The sequence below is a fragment of the Streptomyces sp. MJM8645 genome (genome assembly GCF_001625365.1).
GTDB lineage: Bacteria > Actinomycetota > Actinomycetes > Streptomycetales > Streptomycetaceae > Kitasatospora.
In genome coordinates this window covers 5,569,991-5,591,207 of the sequence record NZ_LJJF01000001.1, presented here as the reverse complement: position 1 = coordinate 5,591,207, position 21,217 = coordinate 5,569,991, and the positions used below count along the sequence as shown (strand labels likewise).

Here is a 21,217-nt window from a genome sequence, read left to right as displayed (position 1 = left end):
CCGGCCGGCGGCGCGGCCCGCCGCGTCCCGCGACCGCCGAACCCCACCAGCCACACCAGCCCCAGCAGTCACAGCACCCGTACGTCGCCAGTCGGAGGCAGACCTTGATCCCGTTGTCGTTCGCCCAGCAGCGGCTCTGGTTCATCGAGCAGTTCGAGGGCCCGAGCGCCCTCTACAACACGCCGTTCGCCCTCCGGCTGACCGGCGAGCTCGACGCCGCCGCCCTCGAAGGCGCGCTGTGGGACGTGGTGGCCCGGCACGAGGTGCTGCGCACCGTCTTCCCGACCACCGACGGCCAGCCCCACCAGCACATCCTCGACCAGGGGCGCCCGCCGCTGCACCGGGTGCCGGTGGCCGGCGAGGCCGAACTGTCCGAGCGGCTGCGCGAGGACGCCGGGCAGGTCTTCGACCTCGCCGCCGATCTCCCCGTCCGCGCCTGGCTGTACGCCCTCCCCTCGCCGGGCGAGCACGTCCTGCTGCTGCTGACGCACCACATCGCCAGCGACGGCTGGTCCGTCGCCCCGCTCTTCGGCGACCTCGCCACCGCCTACGAGGCCCGGCTCGCCGGCACCGAGCCGCAGTGGGAGCCGCTGCCGGTGCAGTACGCCGACTACACCCTCTGGCAGCGCGAGCTGCTCGGCGAGGAGGGCGACCCCGAGAGCGTCGTCTCCCTGCAACTCGCCTACTGGCAGCAGGCGTTGTCCGGCCTCCCCGAAGAGCTTGCGCTCCCCTACGACCGCCCCCGCCCGACCGCGCCCACCCGCCGGGGCGGCGCCGCGGAGCTGGAACTCGACGTCGAACTGCACACCGCGCTGGCCGAGTTGGCCGGCACGCAGAACGCCAGCCTCTTCATGGCCCTGCAGGCCGCCGTCGCCGCCCTCTACACCCGCCTCGGTACGGGCACCGACCTGCCGATCGGCACCGTCGTCGCCGGGCGCACCGACGAAGCCCTCGACGACCTGGTCGGCTTCTTCGTCAACACCCTGCTGCTGCGCACCGACACCAGCGGCAACCCGAGCTTCCGGGAACTGCTGGACCGCGTCCGCCGCACCGACCTCGACGCCTACGACCACCAGGACATCCCCTTCGAGCGCCTGGTCGAACACCTCAACCCCACCCGCACCGCCGGCCACCCCCTCTTCCAGTCGCTCGTCACCCTGAACACGGAGCGGGCCGGCGATCTCGCCTTCGGCCCGGTGACGGCCCGGCCGGTCGAGGCCGGCGAGGCCCAGGCCCAGTTCGACCTGAACTTCAACTTCGTCGAGCACCTCACGGCGGACGGCGACTGCCTCGGTGTCCGCGGCGCCGTCGACTACGCGGCCGACCTCTTCGACCACGCCACCGCCACCGCCCTCGCCGAGCGGCTGCTGCGCGTCCTGCACGCCGTCGCCGCCGACCCGGACGCCCCGATCGGCAGCATCGAGATCCTCGACCCGGCCGAACGCGAGCACCTGCTCACCGGCTGGAACGGGCCGACCGCACCGGTGCCCGACACCAGCCTGCCCCGGCTGTTCGAGGCCCAGGCCGCCGCCACCCCCGACGCCCCCGCCCTGATCACCGACGCCGAAAAGCTCAGCTACGCCGAGCTGAACGGACGCGCCAACCGCCTCGCCGCCCTGCTGCTGGCGCGCGGCCTGACCGCCGAGCAGCCGGTGGCGGTGCTGATGGAGCGCTCCGCCGGGCTGCTCACGGCCGTCCTCGCGATCGCCAAGGCGGGCGGCACGTACGTCCCGCTGGACGACCGCTACCCGCTGGACCGGCTCCAGCACATCCTCACCGACACCCGCACCGGCCTGCTGCTCACCGACCCGGCCCACCACGGGCATCCGGTCCTCGCCACCGGCGGCTTCACCACCGTCGAGGTCACCGACGCGCTGCTCGCCACGGCCCCCGAGGCGGGCGACCCGGCCGTGCCCGTGCACCCCGGCCAGCTGGTCTACGTGATGTACACCTCGGGCTCGACCGGCCTGCCCAAGGGCGTCGCCGTCACCCACCGCAACGTGGTGGACCTGCTGGGCAACCAGCACTTCCGCACGGGCCACCACGAGCGCGTCCTGCTGCACTCGCCCACCGCCTTCGACGCCTCCACCACCGAGATCTGGGCGCCGCTCGTCACCGGCGGGGCGATCGTGCTGGCCGAGCCCGGCGAGCTGGACATCCGGCGCCTCGCCGAGACCATCACCACCCACCGGGTGACCCTGGTCCAGGCGCCCTCGGGCCTGCTGCGGCTGATGGCCGAGGAGACGCCGGAGGCCTTCCGGGCCGTCCGGCAGGTGTGGACCGGCGGCGACGTCGTCCCGCCCGAGGCCGTCCGCCGGCTGTTCCAGGCGTGCCCGGACACCTCCGTCGTTGCGGTCTACGCGCCCACCGAGACGACGGCCATCAAGACCACCTTCACCATGACCCCCTCCTCAGCAGTCCCGAACGTGGTGCCGATCGGCCGTCCGCTGGCCAACACCCGGACATACGTGCTCGACACCACGCTGCAGCCCGTACCCGCCGGCGTGGCAGGCGAGCTGTACATCGCCGGCGCCGGACTCGCCCGCGGCTACACCGGCCGCCCCTCCCTCACCGCCGAACGCTTCGTCGCCTGCCCGTTCATCGCCGGCGAGCGGATGTACCGCACCGGCGACCTCGCCCGCTGGACCACCGACGGCGTCCTGGAATTCCTCGGCCGCGCCGACGACCAGGTCAAGATCCGCGGCTTCCGCATCGAACTCGGCGAAGTCGAAACCGCGTTCACCGCCCACCCCGCCGTCGGCCAAGCCCTCGCCCACGTCCGCGAAGACCAGCCCGGCGACAAACGCCTCGTCGTCTACACCACCCTCGCCAGCACAGGCGCGGACACCGTCACCGCCGGCGAACTGCGCGCAGCCGTCACCGACACCCTCCCCAGCTACATGCTCCCCGCCGCCGTCGTCATCCTCGACACCCTCCCCGTCACCGCCAACGGCAAAGTCGACCGCCGCGCCCTCCCCGCCCCCGACTACACCAGCACCACCGAAGGCCGCGCCCCCCGCAACACCACCGAACAAACCCTCTGCGAACTCTTCGCCGACGTCCTCGGACTCACCACCGTCACCATCGACGACCGCTTCTTCGACCTCGGCGGCCACTCCCTCCTCGCCACCAAGCTGGTCAGCCGCATCCGCGCCGCCCTCAGCACCGAACTGCCCATCCGGGCCCTGTTCGACGCTCCCACGGTGGCCGCCCTGGCCGCCGTCCTACCCGCCTCCGGCGCGGCCCGCCCGGCCCTGCGGCCCGTCGACCGGCCCGCGCGCATCCCGCTCTCCCCGGCGCAGCAACGCCTGTGGTTCATCGAGCAGTTCGAGGGCCCGAGCGCGCTCTACAACACCCCGTGCGCGGTGCGCCTGACCGGCCGGGTCGACGCCCCCGCCCTCCATGCCGCGCTGACGGACGTCCTCGACCGCCACGAGGTGCTGCGCACCGTCTACCCGACCACCAACGGCCAGCCGCACCAGCTGATCGTCGAGCGCCCCGAACTCCCGCTGCACACCGTGTCGGTGGCCACCGAGGCCGAGCTCCAGTCCGCCCTGACCGAGGCCGGCGGGCAGGTCTTCGACCTCGCCCACGACCTGCCCGTCCGCGCGACGCTGCTCTCCCTCCCGCACGACGAACACGTCCTGCTCGTCCTGATGCACCACATCGCCACCGACGGCTGGTCCGTCGCCCCCCTCCTGCGCGACCTCGCCACCGCCTACGACGCCCGGCTCACCGGCACCGCACCGCAGTGGCAGCCAATCCCCGTGCAGTACGCCGACTACGCCCTCTGGCAGCACGAACTCCTCGGCACCCCACAGCAGCCCACCACCCTGCTCACCGAACAACTCGCCCACTGGCAGCAGACGTTGTCCGGCCTCCCCGAAGAGCTTGCGCTCCCCTACGACCACCCCCGCCCGACCGCGCCCACCCGCCGGGGCGCAGCGGTGGAGCTGCACCTGGACAGCGAACTCCACGGCGCCCTGGTCGAGTTGGCGCAGCAGAGCCGGGCCAGCGTGTTCATGGTGATGCAGGCGGCACTCGCCACCACGCTGGGCCGCCTGGGCGCGGGCACCGACCTGCCGATCGGCACCGTCGTCGCCGGGCGCACCGACGAAGCCCTCGACGACCTGGTCGGCTTCTTCGTCAACACCCTGGTGCTGCGCACCGACACGTCCGGCGACCCGAGCTTCCGGGAGCTGCTGGAGCGCGTCCGGATCGGCACCCTGGACGCCTTCGGGCACCAGGACGTGCCCTTCGAGCGCCTGGTCGAGCTGCTCAACCCGGCGCGCTCGACGGCCCGGCACCCGCTCTGCCAGGTGATGCTGACCTCGGGCGGCGACGCCGGACAGATCCGCCTCGGCGGCCTGCCGGGCCGGGTCGAGGCACTGGATTCGGACCTCGCCAAGTTCGACCTGACCTTCGCCTTCGGCGAGACCTTCGACCGCGACGGCACCCCCGCCGGACTGGAGCTGTCGGTCGAGTACGCCGTCGACCTGTTCGACCGGGCCACGGCGGCGGCGACGGCCGCGCGGTTCGAGCGCGCCCTGCGCGCGGTGCTGGCCGACCCGGACCAGCGGGTGGGCCAGGTGGAGATCCTGGCCCCGGAGGAGCGCCGGCAGCTGATCACGGCCTGGAACGACACCGACCACCCCGTCGCCCCCGCCACCTTCCCGGCGCTCTTCCAGGCCCAGGCCGCCGCCCGCCCCGACGCCGTCGCCCTCGCCTTCGGCGCCGAGCAGCTCACCTACGCCGAGCTGAACGGACGCGCCAACCGCCTCGCCCGGCTGCTCACCGCACACGGCGCGGGCCCCGAGCGGTTCGTCGCGATCGCCCTGGACCGCTCGACCGAGCTCATCGTCGCCCAGCTCGCCGTCCTCAAGGCCGGCGCGGCCTTCCTCCCGCTCGACCCGCGCTACCCGGCCGACCGCATCGCCTACATGCTCGCCGACGCCGCCCCCGTCCTGGTCCTCACCACCGGTGCGGTGGCCGCAGGCCTGCCGGCCGACAGCGCCGTCCCGCGCCTGCTGGTCGAGGACCTCGACACCTCCGGCCACCCGGCGCACGACCTCACCGACGCCGAAACCGCCACCGAGCCTGGTACCGCCCCCGACGCCGCCGCGTACGTCATCTACACCTCCGGCTCCACCGGCCGCCCCAAGGGCGTCGTCGTCCCCCACACCGGCCTCGCCTCCCTGATCGAGAGCCAGCGCGCGAGCCTGGCGCCCACCCCCGACAGCCGCGTCCTGCTGTTCGCCTCCCCCTCCTTCGACGCCGCCGTCGCCGAGCTCAGCATGGCCCTGCTCACCGGTGCCCGCGCCGTCCTCGGCACCGCCGACCAGCTGCTGCCCGGCCCGGCCCTGGCCGAACTGATCGCCGAGCAGGGCGTCACCCACGTCACCCTGCCGCCCACCGCCCTGGCCGTCCTGCCCCCCGACGCGCTCGCGCACGTCGAGACCCTGGCCGTCGCCGGGGAGGCCTGCCCGCCCGACCTCGTCGAGCACTGGTCCGCCCGCCTGCGGATGGTCAACGCCTACGGGCCGACGGAGTCCACCGTCTGCGCCAGCATGACCACCCCGCTGTCCGGCCGGATCGCACCGCCGCTGGGCCGGCCCATCCTGAACACCCGGCTGCACGTCCTCGACGCCGCCCTGCGGCCCGTCCCCGCCGGGGTCGTCGGCGAGCTCTACCTCGCGGGCGCCGGCCTGGCCAGGGGCTACCTCAACCGGCCCGGCCTGACCGCCGAGCGCTTCGTCGCCAACCCGTACGACGCCCCCGGCAGCCGGATGTACCGCACCGGCGACCTCGCCCGCCGCCGGGCCGACGGCTCCCTGGAGTACCTCGGCCGCACCGACCACCAGGTCAAGATCCGCGGGTTCCGCATCGAACCCGGAGAGATCGAGGCCGCCCTCGTCCGGCACCCCTCCCTCGCCCAGGCCTTCGTCCTGGTCCGCGAGGACCGCCCCGGCGACCGGCGCCTGGTCGGCTACGCCGTGGCCCGGCCCGGGCAGACGGTCGACCAGGCCCTCCTGCGGGCCCACGTCGGCGCGACCCTGCCCGACTACATGGTGCCCTCCGCCGTCGTGGCCCTGGACGCCCTCCCCCTCACCGCCAACGGCAAGGTCGACCGCCGCGCCCTCCCCGCCCCCGACACCGCCGCCTGGCCCGGCGCCGGGCGGGCGCCCGGCACGCCGCAGGAGGAGGTGCTCTGCGGGCTGTTCGCCGACGTGCTCGGACTCGAACGGGTCGGCGTGGACGACAACTTCTTCGAACTGGGCGGGCACTCGCTGCTGGCCGCCCGCCTGGTCGCGGGGCTGCGGGAGCTGGTCGGCGCGGGCGAGGGGATCGGGGTCCGCACCGTGTTCGAGGCGCCGACCGTCGCCGGGCTCGCCGAGCGGCTCGCCCGGGGGCCGGGCGCCGAGAGCTTCCCCGTCCTGCTGCCGATCCGCACCCGGGGCTCGCGCCCGCCGCTGTTCTGCGTCCACCCGGCCGCGGGCATCAGCTGGGTGTACACGGGGCTGCTACGCCACCTCGACGCCGAGCAGCCGATCTACGGCCTCCAGGCCCCGGGCCTGGCCGATCCGAGCCACCGCCCCTCCTCCGTCGCGGAGTTGGCGCGCGACTACCTCGCGCAGATCCGCGCCGTCCGCCCCGAGGGCCCGTACGCCCTGCTCGGCTGGTCCTTCGGCGGGGCCGTCGCCCACGCGATCGCCGCGCTGCTGCGCGACCAGGGCGAGGAGGTCCGGCTGCTGGCCCTGCTGGACGCCTACCCGGGCGCCGGCGAGGCCGGGCCCGAGCAGTGGCGGGACGACCCGGCGCAGCTGGCGGTGATCCTCGACTCGCTCGGCCACCCAGCCGGGGAGATCGACGCCTGGCCCGAGGACGAGGACGGCTACGCCGAGCTGGTCCGGCACGGCGAGGGCCCGCTCGCGGGCCTCAGCGGCGCCGCGGTGGCCCGGGTGGTCGCGGTCTTCCAGACCAACGCCGAGCTGGCTCACACGCTCCCGCTGCCCGGCTACGACGGCGATGCGGTGGTCTTCACCGCCGCCAAGGACCGCCCGGCCGACGCCCCCGACCCGGACGGCTGGCGCCCCCACGTGGGCGGCCGGATCGACGTCCACGAGGTGCCGAGCACCCACGGCGCCATGACGGGCCCCGAGGCGCTCGCCGTCATCGGTCCGGTGCTCGCCGCCCGTCTGACCGCCCGACCGGCCTCCTGACCCGCCTCCCGACCGGCCTCCCGACCCGCCGACTTTCGCATCCCTTCCGACCGCAGGCCACCGACCTGCACCCACCGCGCGGGCCGCACCCGGCCCGCCCACCGAGAAACGGACACCACCATGACCACTGCCGCCATCCCCGACACCTGGCGCGGCGTCACCCCGTCGCCGATCACGTCGACCGACGCCTACAACGGCTTCATCGCCGCCAACGTGATCTTCGCGCTGGACCGGATCGGCGTCCTGGAGAAGCTCGGGCGCGGCGAGCCGCTCTCGGCCGTCGAGGCCACCGCCCAGGGCGGCGACACCGCCCGGACCGAGGCCGTCCTGCGCGCCGCCGCCGACTGCGGCTACGTCAAGGCCGACGGCGGCACCTACGTGCCCACCGAGGTGGGCCTCGAAGTCGCCGCCGCACGCGGCTACTTCACCTGGGCCGTCGGCGGGTACCACGACGTGTTCGGCCGCGCCGGGCACCTGAGCGCGGGGACGCACCGCTACAGCGAGGACGTCCTGCGCGACGAGGCGATGGTCGCCCTCGGCTCCGCCCAGTGCGACCAGTCGCTGTTCGCCGCGCAGCTGACCGACGTGCTCTCCGGCATCGACTTCCGCACCATCGCCGACCTTGGTAGCGGCACCTCCGCCCGGGTGCGCCGGGTGGTCGGGCAGCGCGAGGGCACCCGGGGCCTGGGCATCGACATCAGCCGCCCGGCCACCGACATCGCCCGCCGCGACATCGTCACGGCCGGGATGCAGGACCGCGTCACCGCCGTCCGGGCCGACGTCCTGGGCCTGCTCGGCACCCAGATCGACAACGACGCCGAGGCCGCCGAGGTGGCCGAGGTCGACACCGTGATGAGCTTCTTCCTGCTGCACGACCTGCTGGCCGACCCGGCCACCCGTTCCTCGATCTTCACCCGGATGCGGGAGGCCTTCCCGAAGGCCCGCACCTTCGTGCTCGGCGACACCATGCTGCGCGGCCCGGGCGAGTCCCAGAGCGCCCTGCCGGTCTTCTCGGTCGGCTTCGAGCTGGCGCACGCGATGATGGGCGTGCCGCTGCACACCAAGGAGACGTACGAGGAGCTGTTCACCGACGCCGGGCTGCGGATCGACCGCGTCGAGGCGCTGGCCACCCCGCACTCCTGGCTCTACGTCCTCCAGACCGACTGATGGCCGCCGCCCCCGCCGCCAGACACCTGCTGGCGCAGAACGAGCACCCGGGCCCGCCGCTGCCGTCCGTCGTGGCCGCCCTGGCCGCGGCCGCCGGCGACCTGCACCGGTACCCGGACTTCCGCCCGCAGCGGATCGAGGGGATCATCGCCGACTGGCAGGGCGTCCCGGCCGGCCAGGTCGCGGTCGGCCACGGCTCGGCGGGCGTGGCGCTGGACCTCTTCCACGCCGTCGTCGAGCCCGGCGACAACGTGGTGCACTCGGCGCCCTGCTTCGACGCGTACCCGCTGTTCTGCGAGATCGCCCGGGCCGAGGCCCGGGCCGTCCCGCTCGGCCCCGACGCCCGGCACGACCTGGCCGCGATGGCCGAGCGGCTGGACGAACGCACCCGGATCGTCGTGCTGTGCAACCCGCACAACCCGACCGGCACGGTCTACTCCTGGGCGGAGCTGACGGACTTCTTCCGCCTGGTCCCGGCCACGGCACTGATCCTGCTGGACGAGGCGTACGTCGACTTCGCCCGGGACTGGGCGGCCCCGGCCGTCCCGGACCGGATCGCCGAGTGGCCGAACCTGGTGGTGCTGCGCACCCTCTCCAAGTCGCACGGCATCGCCGCCCTGCGGATCGGCTACGCGCTCGCGGAGGAGTCCGTGGCCCAGCGGGTACGGGACCACCAGGTCCCGTACGCGGTGAACCGGCTCCAGGAGGCGGGCCTGCTGGCCGCCGTCTCGGCCCAGGACGAGGTGGACCGGCGGATCGCCGAGATCGCCGCCGAGCGGGAGCGCCTGCGGGCCGAACTGCTGGGGCTGGGCTGGACGGTGGCGCCCAGCCTGACCAACTTCCTCTGGGTCGTCGCGCCGGGTGACCAGCTCCCCCTGCGGACGGAGCTGGAGCGCCGGGGGGTGGCCGTCCGCTACTACGCCGGGCAGGGCATCCGGATCGCCGTCGGTGAGAAGGACGCCAACGACGCGGTGATCGAGGGCTTCGGCGCCACCGCGCCCGCCGCTCCCTGACCGCACCCCGCGTCCGCGGATCCCCGCGTATCCCTGCACCTCCCCGCACGTCCCGCACGTTCCCGCATGTCCCCGCGCACGGCGCGTGAGGGCGCACCGTCCGCGCCCCACGCGCCGAGCAGCCCAGCAACTCAGCACACACGGCACACACAGCACGTCCAGCACGTCCAGCACCCCGAAGCGCCGTCGGCGCAGCGAAGGAACCGCGATGCACCCGCTGTTGGCCCGCCCGGAGTTCCGGCGCTACCTCGCCGGGCAGACCCTGTCCGTCCTCGGCGACAGCGCCCTCTCCATCGCCCTCGGCATCTGGGCCAAGGTGCTGACCGGCAGCAACTCCGCCGCCGGGCTGGTGCTGTTCTGCTTCGCCGCGCCGCTGCTGCTCCTGCCGCTGGGCGGCCTGCTCGCCGACCGGGTCCGGCGCAGACCGCTGCTGGTCGGGGTCAACCTGGTGGTGGCGGTGGGGTTGACGCCCCTGCTGCTCGTCGACGGTCCGGACCGGGTCTGGATCATCTACTGCACCGCCTCGCTCTGCGGTCTCGCCGGGGCCGTACTGGCCCCGGCGCAGAGCGCCCTGCTGCGTACGATCCTGACGGACCGTCAGGACTTCGGCGCGGCAGCCGGGTTCACCCAGAGCGCCCGGGCCGGCACCACGCTCGTCGCGCCGCTGCTCGGCTCGGGCCTCTACAGCTGGCTGGGCGGGCGCGCCGTGGCGCTGGCCGACCTCGGCGTGCTGCTGCTGGCGGCCCTGGCCTTCCTCGGCCTGCGGGCGGACGAGCCCAGGCCGGAGCCCTCGGGCCGCCGGTGGCGCACCGAGGTACTGGCGGGCTTCGCCCACCTGCGCGGCGCGACCGGGCTGCGCCCGCTGGTGGCGGCCACCGCCGTCACGGGCTTCGTGCTGAGCCTGCTCCAGCCGGTGCTGTTCGCACTGACCCAGCACGGGCTGCACCGCCCGCCGCAGTTCCTCGGCGTGCTGGAGACGATCGAGGCGGTCGGGGCGCTGGGCGGCTCGGTGGTCGGCGGTCTGCTGATCGGCCGGCTCGGGCCGCGCCGGACGGTCATGGCGGGGTCGGTGGTGTTCGGCCTCGGCACGGTCCTGCTGCTCGCGCCGTCCCTCCCCGTGGTGGCGGCCGGCCTGGTGATCGCCGGGGCGGGCATCCCGGCCGCCATGGTCGGCCTCGCCACGGCCGCCCAGGCGGCCACGCCGCCCCAGCTGATGGGCCGCGCCCAGGCGGCCGTCAACCTCTCGCTCACCGCCCCGCAGGCCCTCGCGGTCGGCGTCGGCTCCGGGCTGGTGGCCGCCCTGGACTTCCGGGTCGTGCTGGCCGTGATGGTGCTCGGCGCCCTGCTCGCGGCCGTCCACCTGCTCGGCAAGCCCGAGGCCCCGACCGAGCCCGAGGCCCCCGCGGAATCCGAGGCCCCCGCCGGGACCGAGGCCCCCGAAGAGCCCGAGAGCTCCACCGAGCCTCCGGCCGACTCCGAGAGTCCCACCGAGCCCGGGAGCGCCCCGGACCTCCAGCGCACCTGATCGCCCGATCACCCCCGACACCTCCTCTCCTCCTCACCAGAAAGCTCCTCAGATGACCGACCGCTCCTCGCCCACCGCCGCCCCGCTCCCCGTCGAACTGGACCACATCGAGTTCTACCTGTCCGACCTCACCGCCGAGACCGCCCGGCTGACCACCGAGTACGGCTTCGAGCTGCTCGTCCCGCCCACCGAGCGCGGCGAGGCCGCCGAGCGCTGCCTCTCGGCGCTGGTCGGACAGGGCACCGTCCGGCTGCTGCTCACCCAGCCGCTGGCCGGCGGCCACCCGGCCACCGACTACCTGGCCCGGCACGGCGACGGCGTGGGCGCACTGGCCCTGCGGGTGCCGGACGCCGCCGACGCCTACCGGACGCTGACCGGCCGGGGCGCCGACGGGCTGCGCCCGCCGCAGGCCGCGCACGGTTGCGTCACGGCGGTGGTCGGCGCCTTCGGCGACGTGGTGCACACCCTGATCGAACGCGGCCCCGAGGCCCCCGCCGACCGGATCCCCGGCCTGCCGGACGCCGCCCCCGTGACCGGTGCCGGTACGACGGGGCTGCGCTCCGTCGACCACTTCGCGGTCTGCGTCCCCTCCGGCGAGCTGCGCGAGACCGTCCGCCGGTACTGCGAGGTCTTCGGCTTCCGGATGATCTTCGAGGAGCGGATCGAGGTCGGCGCGCTCGGCATGGACTCGGCGGTCGTGCAGAGCGCCGACCACAGCGTCACGCTCACCCTGATCGAGCCGCTCAGCCCCGACGCGGGCGGCCAGATCGCCTCCTTCCTCGCCGACCACGGCGGCGCCGGGGTGCAGCACGTGGCCTTCTCCTCCGCCGACGCCGTGCACTCCGTCTCCGCGATGGCGGAGCGCGGCGTGCCGTTCCTGCGCACCCCGGGCGCGTACTTCGACGCACTGCCCGCCCGTCTGACGCCGCTGCGGCACTCCCTCGACCAGCTGCGCGCCCTGCACCTGCTGGTCGACCAGGACCACGACGGCCAGCTGTTCCAGATCTTCACCCGCTCCCAGCACCCGCGCGGCACCTTCTTCTTCGAGGTGATCGAGCGCATCCGGGCCCGCACCTTCGGCAGCAACAACGTCCGCGCCCTCTACGAGGCCGTCGAACTCCAGCGCAGCGCCAGCGAAGTGGCCGGATGAACGCGCCGGCCCTGACCGGGCACCAGCCCTCCCCCTCCCAGCCACCCTCCACCCAGCCGCTCTCCGTCGCCGAGTACGCGGAGCCGGCCCGGGCCGCGCTCGCGCCCGAGGTCTGGGACTGGCTGGAGGGCGGCGCGGAGCGCGAGCGCACCCTCGCCGGCAACCGGGCGGCCTTCGACCAACTGGCCCTGGTGCCCCGGGTGCTGGCCGACGTCTCCGCCTGCGACACCGCCGCCACCCTGGTGCGCAGCCGCGCGAGCCTGCCGGTGGCGGTGGCGCCCGTCGCGTACCACCGGCTGTTCCACCCCGAGGGCGAGCTGGCCTCGGCCCGGGCGGCGGCCGCGGCGGGGGTGCCGTTCACCGTCGGCACGCTCAGCAGCGTCGGCTTCGAGGACCTGGCCGCGACGGGAGCCACGCTCTGGTTCCAGCTGTACTGGCTGCGCGACCGGGGGCGGCTGCTCGAACTGGTCGCGGCGGCCGAGGCGGCGGGCAGCGAGTGCCTGGTCGTCACCGCCGACGTGCCGTTCATGGGCCGCCGCCTGCGCGACGCCAAGAACGCCTTCGCGCTGCCCGCGGACGTCCGCGCGGTCCTGCTCGAAGACGGCGCCGCCGGGCGGGCCCACCAGGCCACCACCGCCGTCTCGGCGGTGGCCGCGCACACCGCCGAGTTGCTCTCCCCCGCCGTCACCTGGGCGGATCTCGCCTGGCTGCGCGAGCACACCAGCCTGCCGCTGATGGTCAAGGGGGTGCTCGACCCGGCGGACGCGGTGCGGGCCGCCGAACTCGGCGCCGAGGCCGTGGTGGTGTCCAACCACGGCGGCCGCCAGCTCGACCGGGCCGTCCCCTCGATCACCGCGCTGCCCGCCGTCGCCGAGGCGCTGGCCGGCTGCGACTGCCAGGTGCTGCTGGACAGCGGGGTGCGCGGCGGCTCGGACGTGCTCACCGCCCTGGCCCTCGGGGCGTCCGGGGTGCTGCTCGGACGCCCGATGATCTGGGGCCTGGCGGCCCGGGGCGAGGCCGGCTGCGCCCACGTGCTCGACCTGCTGGCCGCGGAGCTGCGGCACGCGCTCGGCCTCGCGGGCTGCGCCGACCTGAGCGCGGCCGCCGCGCTGCGCACCACCCCCATGCCCTGCCCCACCTGGAGTGCCCCGTGACCACCACCGCCCCACCCCGCGGCCTGCTGCGGGCCGACCTGCACCCCTCCCTCGCCGACCCGGCGATGACCTCGATGAACCTGCTCAACGAGATCTCCATCCGCTACCCGGAGGCGGTCTCCTTCGCCGCGGGCCGCCCGGCGGAGCAGTTCTTCGAACTCGACGCCGTCCACCGCCACCTGGACCGCTACGTCGCCCACCTGCGCGCCGAGCGCGGGCTCTCCGAGGAGGCGGCCCGGCGGCAGGTGCTCCAGTACGGGCGGACCAAGGGGATCATCCACGAGCTGATCGCCACCCACCTCGCGGTGGACGAGGGCATCGAGGTGCCCGCCGAGTCGATCGTGGTGACGGTGGGTTGCCAGGAGGCGATGTTCCTGGTGCTGCGGGCACTGCGCCGCGGCCCCGAGGACGTGGTGCTCGCCGTCTCGCCCACGTACGTGGGGCTGACCGGCGCGGCGCTGCTCGCCGACCTCCCGGTACGGCCGGTGGCCGACGGCCCGGACGGCGTGGACCTCGCCGACCTGCGCCGCCAACTGGCCGCCGCCCGGGCCGAGGGGCTGCGCCCGCGCGCCCTCTACCTGGTACCGGACGTCGCCAACCCGAGCGGGGCCAGCCTGCCGCTGGAGCTGCGGCGGGAGCTGCTCGCCCTGGCCGCCGAGGAGGACTTCCTCCTGCTGGAGGACAACCCGTACTGCGTCTTCGCCGGCGAGGAGCGGCTGCCCTCGCTCAAGGCCCTGGACACCGAACGGCGGGTCGTCCACCTCGGCTCCTTCGCCAAGACGGCCCTCCCGGGCGCCCGGGTCGGGTACGTGGTGGCGGACCAGCCGGTGGCCGACGGCGCGGGCGGTACCGACCTGCTGGCCGACCTGCTCGGCATGATCAAGAGCATGACCACGGTGAACACCTCACCGATCGCCCAGGCCGTGATCGGCGGGGCACTGCTCGAACACGGCTACAGCCTGCGGGCCGCCAACACCGAGGTCGCCGCGCTCTACCGGCGCAACCTCGCGCTCGTCCTGGCGGGCCTGGCCCGGCGATTCCCGCCCGGCAGCGGGGTGAGCTGGAACGAGCCGCGCGGCGGGTTCTTCCTGGTGGTCACGGTGCCGTTCGCGGTGGACGACGCACTGCTCGAACTCTCGGCCTCGGAGTACGGGGTGATCTGGACCCCGATGTCGCACTTCTACCCGGGCGCGGGCGGGGAGCGGCAACTGCGGCTCTCCGTCAGCCAGGTCGACCCGGACACCGTCGACCGCGGGCTGGACGGGCTGGCCGCCCTGATCGCCGCACGGTCCTGATCGCCGTACGGTCCTGACCTCGGAGGGGGCGCCCGCTCCGGCGCCCCCTCCCTTGCCGGGCCCTCGCGTCAGGGGCAGTGGGACGAGCCCGAGTCGACGCCCCCGACGCCCCCGACCGCCCGGTCCGCCGGCGTGGCGTCCTCGGACAGCATCTTGATCCGGACCTGCCGCACGTACCGGTCCACCAAGTGGCGCAGCACGCTGACCGTGGCGGCGACGTCCGGTGCCGGAATGCCGTCCAGCGCATTGGCCAGACCGGCGATGTTGGCCTGTTTCAGACGGTTGAGCATCGCCCGCCCCTCGGCCGTGAGCGCCACCTGGCGGGCCCGGCGGTCCAGCGCGTCCGGGGTGCGTTCCACCAGTTGCTGGGTCTGCAGCCGGTCGATCTGCCGGGTGACGTGGGAGGGCTTGACCATCAGCCGGGCGGCCAGGTCGCCCACCCGGCTGACCTCCTCGGCCTCGGCGAGCGCGCGCAGCAGGTAGACGTCCGAGCGCGCCGCCGTGATGCCGGCCCGCGCCGTCTGGCGCTCGTGCTCCTGCGAGCGGGTCAGCAGGTAGGCCAGCGAGGCCAGCACCTCCTCCAGTTCGGAGGTGGCGGTCGGATTGTCTGTTGCGTCCGGCATGGGGGAACTGTAGCGACCCCGTTCGAGAAGTGGCTCCCCTCTCGACCACTGACCGGTTTCCGGACAGATTCGTTCGCCACCGGATGGACCCTTTCGCCACCACTGACCGCGAGTTAGCGTGACGGTGAGTTAGTTGCTTAGGGCATGCAATGGTCCCGGGCGCTACCCCACGGCACCGCAGGCCCATCCGCTCGGCGCCACCGGCAAATCCGCTCCGTGAAGGGAGCCCATGATGGCCACCGCCGCTCACCACCCCCAGTTCACCCACCCCGCCGCCCGTGGCGGCTGCCCGTTCGACCCGCCGCCGGCCTACCAGCAGGCCCAGCAGGACGAACCGATCAGCCGGATCGCCCTCTGGGACGGCGCCCCCAGCTGGCTGGTCACCCGCCACGACGACATCAAGGCCGTGCTCAGCGACGCCCGCTTCAGCTCGGACGCCGCCCGGCCCGGCTTCCCGTTCATCAGCGCCGGCGCCCGGCAGCTGAGCACCGGCCAGCGGACCTTCATCCGGATGGACGACCCGGAGCACGCCCAGCTGCGCCGGATGCTCACCAGCGAATTCATGATCAAGAAGGTCGAGGCACTGCGCCCCGAGGTCCAGCGCATCGCCGACGACCTGCTCGACGAGCTGACCGCCGGCCGCAACTCCGGCGACCTGGTCCACGAGTTCGCGCTGCCGCTGCCGTCCCTGGTCATCTGCCTGCTGCTCGGCGTCCCCTACCAGGACCACGACTTCTTCCAGGAGTGCAGCCGGGTCCTGCTGCGCCGCGACTCCTCGGTCGAAGAGGTGCAGATCGCCCAGAAGAACCTGGCCGACTACCTGGTCAAGCTCACCGACTCCAAGCGCACCGAGCCCGACGACGGCATCCTCAGCCGCCTGGTCGCCCGCGGCGAGCTGAGCACCGAGGAGATCGGCGCCATGGGCCGGCTGCTGCTCGTCGCCGGACACGAGACCACGGCGAACATGACCGCACTCTCCATCCTGGCCCTGCTGCAGAACCCCACCCAGCTCGCCCACCTGCGCGAGCACCCGGAGTCGGTCGCCGGCGCCGTCGAGGAACTGCTGCGCTACCTCACCATCGTGCACTCCGGCCTGACCCGGGTCGCCACCGAGGACGTCACCGTCGGCGGCGTCCGGATCCGGGCGGGCGAGGGCGTGATCTGCATGATCAGCACCGCGAACCGGGACGAGCAGAAGTTCCCCGACGGCGACGAACTCGACCTCTCCCGCGACGCACGCCTCCACCTGGCCTTCGGCTTCGGCGTCCACCAGTGCCTCGGACAGCCCCTGGCCCGGCTGGAACTGCAGATCGCGCTGAACACCATCCTGCAGCGACTGCCCGAACTGCGCCTGGCCGTACCGTTCGAGGAGATCCGCTTCCGGGGCGACATGCTCATCTACGGCGTCCACGAGCTCCCCCTCGCCTGGTAACGGCCCTCCCACGTCCGAACCGATCCTCCGAAGGGAAAGCCATGCTCATCCACATCGACCAGGAAAAGTGCTGCGGCGCCGGCAACTGCGTACTCGCCGCCCCCGAGGTCTTCGACCAGCGCGAGGAGGACGGCATCGTCGTCCTCCTCGACGCCGCACCCCCCGCCGACCTCCACCAGGCCGTCCAGGACGCCGCCGCGGTCTGCCCGGCCGCAGCCATCCGGCTCGACCAGCCGTAACCACCCCCCACCCCACCAACCCGCCGCCGAGCGGCGCCCCTGACCGCGCGTCGGGTCCGGCCGAACCGACCGGACCCCGACCGAGGCCGATCCTCGACATCCACGCCGTGGAACAATGGACGGGCCTCGCGCGGGGGAGGCGGCGAGCATCGAAGGAGCGGCGGGTTGGCAGGGCTGGTGACCGACTGGATCCGGGTTCCGGTGGGCGAGGACGCTTCGAGGTGGACCACCCGCGGTGGCTGCCGCCGCGTTCTCCTCGTCGTCCACAACGTGACCTCCGCGACCCGACTCCTGGACGTCGTTCCGCTGTTCCGCGACGACCTCAGGATCCAGTTACTGGCCTCCTGCACGGGATCGTCCCCCTTCAGCGCAGGAGTCGCCGAGCTGCTGAGCTCCCTCGGGGTTCCGGTACTTCCGTGGGAGCAGGCCAAGCAGACCCCCGTCGACCTCGCCCTGTCGGCCAGCTTCGGCGGTGAACTCTCCGAGTTCCAGGGGAAGTTGATCGTCCTCTCGCACGGAGCCGGATACAATAAAAGGCTCGCAACACCGAACACCGAACACCGAACACCGAACACCGAACACCGAACACCGAACACCGAACACCGAACACCGAACACCGAACGCGCCGCATGCCCCTGTCTTCGGCCTGGCGCCCGAGTGGCTGCTGTCCGACGGGGTTCCGCTCGCCCGGGCGATGGTGCTCTCCCACCCCGAGCAGCTCGGCCGGCTGCGCGAAGCCTGCCCCGAGGCCGCTCCGACGGCGGTGCTCGGCGGCGACCCCTGCTTCGACCGCATCCTGGCCGCCCTTCCGCGCCGCGAACGCCATCGCCGCGCGTTCGGCGTCCGACCCGGGCAGCGGTTCATCGTGCTCAACTCCACCTGGAACCCGCAGTCGCTCTTCGGTGACGCCGGCGCGAACGACCCGCTGCCGTGGCTGCTCGACCGCCTCACCGCCGAACTCCCGGTCGACGACTACCGGGTGGCGGCCGTCCTCCACCCGAACATCTGGCACGGCCACGGCCCCGGCCAGGTCCGCCTCTGGCTGGACCGCGCCGAGCGGGCCGGCCTCACCCTGATCGACCCCCTGGACAGCTGGCGGCAGGCACTGATCGCCGCCGACGCGGTGATCGGGGACTTCGGCTCGGTCAGCTACTACGCCGCGGCACTGGGCACCCCCGTCCTGCTCGGCACGGCCTCCGACGAAGTCCTGGGCGCCACCTCACCGGTGGCAGCCTTCGTCCGCGAAGCCCCCAGACTCGCCCTGGACTCCCCTCTGCTGCCGCAGCTGAACCGACTCCTGACGCACCATCAACCCATCACCAGCACCAGCGAATTGACGACCTCAGCACCCGGCGAGGCGGCCGGCCTACTGCGTTCGCTCTTCTACGAGGTCATGGGACTGCCCGAGCCGACAGAGCCGGCTCTCCTGGACCTGCTCCCACTCCCCGCCTACCGGCCACCGACCCGAACCGTGCCGCTGCGGGTCCGTACCCGCCCGGGGCCCCGCCCGCACGAGGTCACCATCGAGCGGGTCGCCGAAGGCCGGTACGGGCCTGCCGGGCCCGGCTCCGATCACCTCGCGGTGCACGAGGACACCCTCGACCAGGGCCTCCTCGGTCTGGCCGACGCGATCCTCCGGTACGGGGAGGCCGACGACCCCCGGATCGGCCCGCCCCGGGAGTGGGCCGCGGCGACGCTCGCCCGCTACCCGAACTGCTCGCTCGCGGCCTTCGTCTCCGGTCCGGACACCTGTGAAGTGCTGCTGCGCGACCGGGGATTCGTCCGCCTCACCAGCCCCTCGCTCGACCCGGCGGCGGCCGCCTCGGCACTGTTCGCCCAGGTGGACGGCACCGCCGTCCCCCGTCCGCTGCCGCCGATGGAGCTGACGGTGCGCACCGGCGGCGCGTCCCACGCGGTCCTGGTCAGTCCCGTTCCGTGAGGCACTGCTGCCGCAGGCCCGCCAGGTAGCGCAGATGGGGCTCCGCCTGCTCACGGTCCAGGATCGCGGTGGCCTCGTCGATCGCGGCCAGCGCCTGTTCCGTCGCCGAGGTGTCCGCCCAGGTCTCCGCGAGGTTGGTGAGGGTGCGGGCCGCGTTGTAGTTGTCGCGCAGACGCCGGAATTCGGACAACGCCTCCGTCAGCCAGGTCCGGGCCCGCTCGTACTCGGCCAGGCCTCGCAGCGCCCGCCCCCGGTGCCGCTTCAGCAGCGCCCGGGCCCGCGGAACGTCCCCCGCCCGCTCGTGCTCCGGACCGATCGACCCGAGCAGTCCGTCGGCCTGCTCGAAGCAGTCGTACGCGGGCTGCCACCGCCACTGCCGAAGCCTCAGCAGCCCGAGCGACTCGACGGCCGTGGCCCGGCCCAGCAGGTGGCCGGCCCGCTCGAACGCCGAGGAGGCGTCGACCAGACAGCTCTCGGCCTCGGCCAGCAGGTCCAGCTCCATCAGGGCGAAAGCCAGTTGGGTGTGCATCCGGCCGGCCATCGCCGAGTCCGGGTCGTGCGCGACCGCCGCCCGCACGGCGGTTCGCAGCGCCGGCAACAAGGTCTCGTGCCGACCGGCCTTGAGCTGCACCGCCCACGACGCCTCCGCCAGCTCGCACACCGTGGCCGGCGCGGCCAACTCCTCGGCGGCGAGCACCGCCTCGACCAGGTTGCCCACCTCCGCGGCCAGCGCGGCCAACGCCGCACCGGCGTCCGGGTAGTCGCCGGGCCCGAGCTCCCGGTAGAGCGGCCCGACGTGCCAACGCTCCCGCAACGCCGCGTAGTCGGCCCGGACGGCGAAGCGCAGCAGGTGCTCCACGGCACGCGTCACCGCACCCGCGCACGCGGCCAGACCGTCCTCCCGCGCCGCCCGCTCCTCGGCGAACCGGCGCACGGCGGGCCGGTATCGGTAGCGGCCCTCGGGCGTGGCCTCCACCAGGCCGGCCTCGGCGAGCCCGGCCAGCAGGACACCAGCGCGTTCGACGGTGAGCCCGCCAGTTCCATGGGGTCCGACAACCGCCACGGCCAGCTCGGGACCGACGGCCGGCCACGGCCGCAAGGCGCAGAGCCGGAACAGCCGGGCCTCCTCCGGCTCCAGCGCCTCGTACGACTCCTGCACGGCGGCGCGCACCGGATCACCCACATGGGCATCGCCGCCGCCGTCACCACCACCGCCCCGGCCTCGGCGCTGCTGGGGGATGAACGCCAGCCGGGGAGCCGCGGCACGCAGGGCGAAGGGCGATCCTTCGCACCGTTCGAGGACGCCCGACAGGGCGGGGCCGGCGGCTGAGACGGTCTCCTTCCCCACGAGGTCCGTGAGCAGCCGCCTGGCGTCCTTGTCGGACAGCGGCCCCACCGGGATCGGGACGGCGTCGAGACCGGTGAGCGGACGCCGGGCCACGACGACCGTGACGACGCCCGGGGCCGCGGTGATCAACGGCCGGACCTGGGCCGCCGACCGGGTGTGGTCCAGCACGACGAGCAGCTGCCGCTCGGCGACCAGCGACCGGAACCGCTCGACCCGGTCCTGCGCGGCCGGCGGAACCCGGTCCGCCGGCATGCCGAGGTGGATCAGGAACTGCCGGAGCACGGCGGCCGCATCGGGTGCGGTGGCCAGCGACCCGCCGGAGAGGTCCGCGTAGAGCTGCCCGTGCGGAAACCGCTTCCGCTGCTGCGCACCCCAGTGGACGGCCGCGGTGCTCACGCCCATCCCCTGCGGTCCGTACAGGACGCTGACGCGGGGCGTGCCGTCCGCCTTCCGTCCGGCCTCCTTGTCCAACAACGCCAACACCTTGCGCCGGTCGGTGAAGAAGCGGTCGGAGGGCGGCAGTAGGGAGGGCGTCGCCAACGGCCCGGACCAGGCCCCGCCCTGGCCGCCCAGCCAGGCCCGAAGCGCCCTGGCCTGCGCCGGATCCGACTCGGCCGCATCCAGCAACAGCTGCGCCACAGTGGCCCGTTCGGCGGCATCGGTCGGCGCCGGCACATCCCGTCCCGTCACCCGGCGGACGAACGCACCCGCCGACTCCCAGGCCCACTTACCGGCCTCGTTCGCCACGCTCGCACCCACGGCGCCGAAAACAGCGGCCACCGCCGACAGCGACACCGGCTCCAACACCCCACACCCCCTGGTCCATCGCGGCACCCGACCAGCACCGCCGCACCCTCGCGTCCGGCCCCACGGTAGCCTGCCAAACCCCACCACGGGCGCGCACCAGCCCGCTTGCCCACAGCCGGATCCGGTTCCGCTTCCCCTCCCCAGAAGATCGCGCCCCCAACGCCAACAACGTCCGTCTGAAACTCAAGCGGCTGGTCGAGCGCGGGATCCCGGCCGAGACCGAGCAGGGGGTGTTCACCCGGCCCCGGCCATAGCCGCCCCGCGAGCCCGCGGCCAAGCCGCTCGCTGGTTCCGCCGATGCTGTC

At 74.1% G+C, this 21,217-nt stretch carries 12 protein-coding genes; 10 read left to right on the top strand and 2 right to left on the bottom strand.

What is annotated here, in order from left to right; all coding sequences use genetic code 11:
- The first annotated feature begins 104 nt into the window (after positions 1-104).
- From A6F73_RS24025 to A6F73_RS23995, 7 genes are all read left to right on the top strand, one after another.
- The gene (locus A6F73_RS24025; RefSeq protein ID WP_063349682.1) at positions 105-7,220 is read left to right on the top strand and encodes a non-ribosomal peptide synthetase; all 7,116 of its coding nucleotides are present in this window, start codon (positions 105-107) and stop codon (positions 7,218-7,220) included.
- 120 nt (positions 7,221-7,340) lie between these two features.
- A complete protein-coding gene (locus A6F73_RS24020) occupies positions 7,341-8,387 on the top strand; it encodes a class I SAM-dependent methyltransferase (RefSeq protein WP_063349681.1) in 1,047 nt (348 codons plus the stop codon).
- Positions 8,387-9,400: an aminotransferase class I/II-fold pyridoxal phosphate-dependent enzyme gene (locus A6F73_RS24015; protein ID WP_063349680.1), complete on the top strand. Its 1,014-nt coding sequence runs from the start codon at positions 8,387-8,389 to the stop codon at positions 9,398-9,400. Before A6F73_RS24020 ends, A6F73_RS24015 begins: the two co-directional genes overlap by 1 nt.
- Positions 9,401-9,608: 208 nt before the next feature.
- On the top strand, positions 9,609-10,925 hold the full coding sequence (locus A6F73_RS24010) for an MFS transporter (protein ID WP_063349679.1): 1,317 nt from the start codon (positions 9,609-9,611) through the stop codon (positions 10,923-10,925).
- Positions 10,926-10,977: 52 nt separating this feature from the next.
- Positions 10,978-12,075 carry a 4-hydroxyphenylpyruvate dioxygenase gene (gene hppD / locus A6F73_RS24005; protein ID WP_063349678.1) on the top strand — a complete coding sequence of 366 codons (1,098 nt, stop codon included), beginning with the start codon at positions 10,978-10,980 and terminating at the stop codon, positions 12,073-12,075.
- A complete protein-coding gene (locus A6F73_RS24000) occupies positions 12,072-13,229 on the top strand; it encodes an alpha-hydroxy acid oxidase (RefSeq protein WP_063349677.1) in 1,158 nt (385 codons plus the stop codon). Before hppD ends, A6F73_RS24000 begins: the two co-directional genes overlap by 4 nt.
- Positions 13,230-13,294: 65 nt before the next feature.
- Positions 13,295-14,524: a PLP-dependent aminotransferase family protein gene (locus A6F73_RS23995; RefSeq protein WP_063351474.1), complete on the top strand. Its 1,230-nt coding sequence runs from the start codon at positions 13,295-13,297 to the stop codon at positions 14,522-14,524.
- Between the two features lie 68 nt (positions 14,525-14,592).
- On the opposite strand, the gene A6F73_RS23990 is transcribed toward A6F73_RS23995, so the two are convergent.
- Entirely contained in the window at positions 14,593-15,147 is a 555-nt protein-coding gene (locus A6F73_RS23990) for a MarR family transcriptional regulator (RefSeq protein WP_063349676.1), read from the bottom strand.
- 232 nt (positions 15,148-15,379) lie between these two features.
- On the opposite strand from A6F73_RS23990, the gene A6F73_RS23985 reads away from it, so the two are divergent.
- The 3 genes from A6F73_RS23985 to A6F73_RS23975 all read left to right on the top strand — a co-directional run bounded on the left by A6F73_RS23985 (position 15,380) and on the right by A6F73_RS23975 (position 18,757).
- Complete coding sequence (locus A6F73_RS23985) at positions 15,380-16,579, top strand: cytochrome P450 (protein WP_063349675.1); 1,200 nt, start codon at positions 15,380-15,382, stop codon at positions 16,577-16,579.
- A gap of 41 nt (positions 16,580-16,620) precedes the next feature.
- Positions 16,621-16,818 (top strand): ferredoxin, encoded by a 198-nt coding sequence (locus A6F73_RS23980; protein ID WP_063349674.1) that lies wholly within the window; start codon positions 16,621-16,623, stop codon positions 16,816-16,818.
- Positions 16,819-17,512: 694 nt separating this feature from the next.
- Positions 17,513-18,757: a hypothetical protein gene (locus A6F73_RS23975; RefSeq protein WP_079135947.1), complete on the top strand. Its 1,245-nt coding sequence runs from the start codon at positions 17,513-17,515 to the stop codon at positions 18,755-18,757.
- On the opposite strand, the gene A6F73_RS23970 is transcribed toward A6F73_RS23975, so the two are convergent.
- On the bottom strand, positions 18,741-20,852 hold the full coding sequence (locus A6F73_RS23970) for a tetratricopeptide repeat protein (protein ID WP_244293480.1): 2,112 nt from the start codon (positions 20,850-20,852) through the stop codon (positions 18,741-18,743). The two genes, A6F73_RS23975 and A6F73_RS23970, sit on opposite strands and share 17 nt — an antisense overlap.
- Positions 20,853-21,217: the final 365 nt, after the last annotated feature.

Excerpts from the sequence above, each read along its gene's own strand:
- A6F73_RS24020 (WP_063349681.1), top strand. The coding sequence starts at position 7,341 with ATGACCACTGCCGCCATCCCCGACACCTGGCGCGGCGTCACCCCGTCG.
- A6F73_RS24015 (WP_063349680.1), top strand. The coding sequence starts at position 8,387 with ATGGCCGCCGCCCCCGCCGCCAGACACCTGCTGGCGCAGAACGAGCAC.
- A6F73_RS24010 (WP_063349679.1), top strand. The coding sequence starts at position 9,609 with ATGCACCCGCTGTTGGCCCGCCCGGAGTTCCGGCGCTACCTCGCCGGG.
- hppD (WP_063349678.1), top strand. The coding sequence starts at position 10,978 with ATGACCGACCGCTCCTCGCCCACCGCCGCCCCGCTCCCCGTCGAACTG.
- A6F73_RS24000 (WP_063349677.1), top strand. The coding sequence starts at position 12,072 with ATGAACGCGCCGGCCCTGACCGGGCACCAGCCCTCCCCCTCCCAGCCA.
- A6F73_RS23995 (WP_063351474.1), top strand. The coding sequence starts at position 13,295 with ATGACCTCGATGAACCTGCTCAACGAGATCTCCATCCGCTACCCGGAG.
- A6F73_RS23990 (WP_063349676.1), bottom strand. The coding sequence starts at position 15,147 with ATGCCGGACGCAACAGACAATCCGACCGCCACCTCCGAACTGGAGGAG.
- A6F73_RS23985 (WP_063349675.1), top strand. The coding sequence starts at position 15,380 with ATGGCCACCGCCGCTCACCACCCCCAGTTCACCCACCCCGCCGCCCGT.
- A6F73_RS23980 (WP_063349674.1), top strand. The coding sequence starts at position 16,621 with ATGCTCATCCACATCGACCAGGAAAAGTGCTGCGGCGCCGGCAACTGC.
- A6F73_RS23975 (WP_079135947.1), top strand. The coding sequence starts at position 17,513 with ATGGTGCTCTCCCACCCCGAGCAGCTCGGCCGGCTGCGCGAAGCCTGC.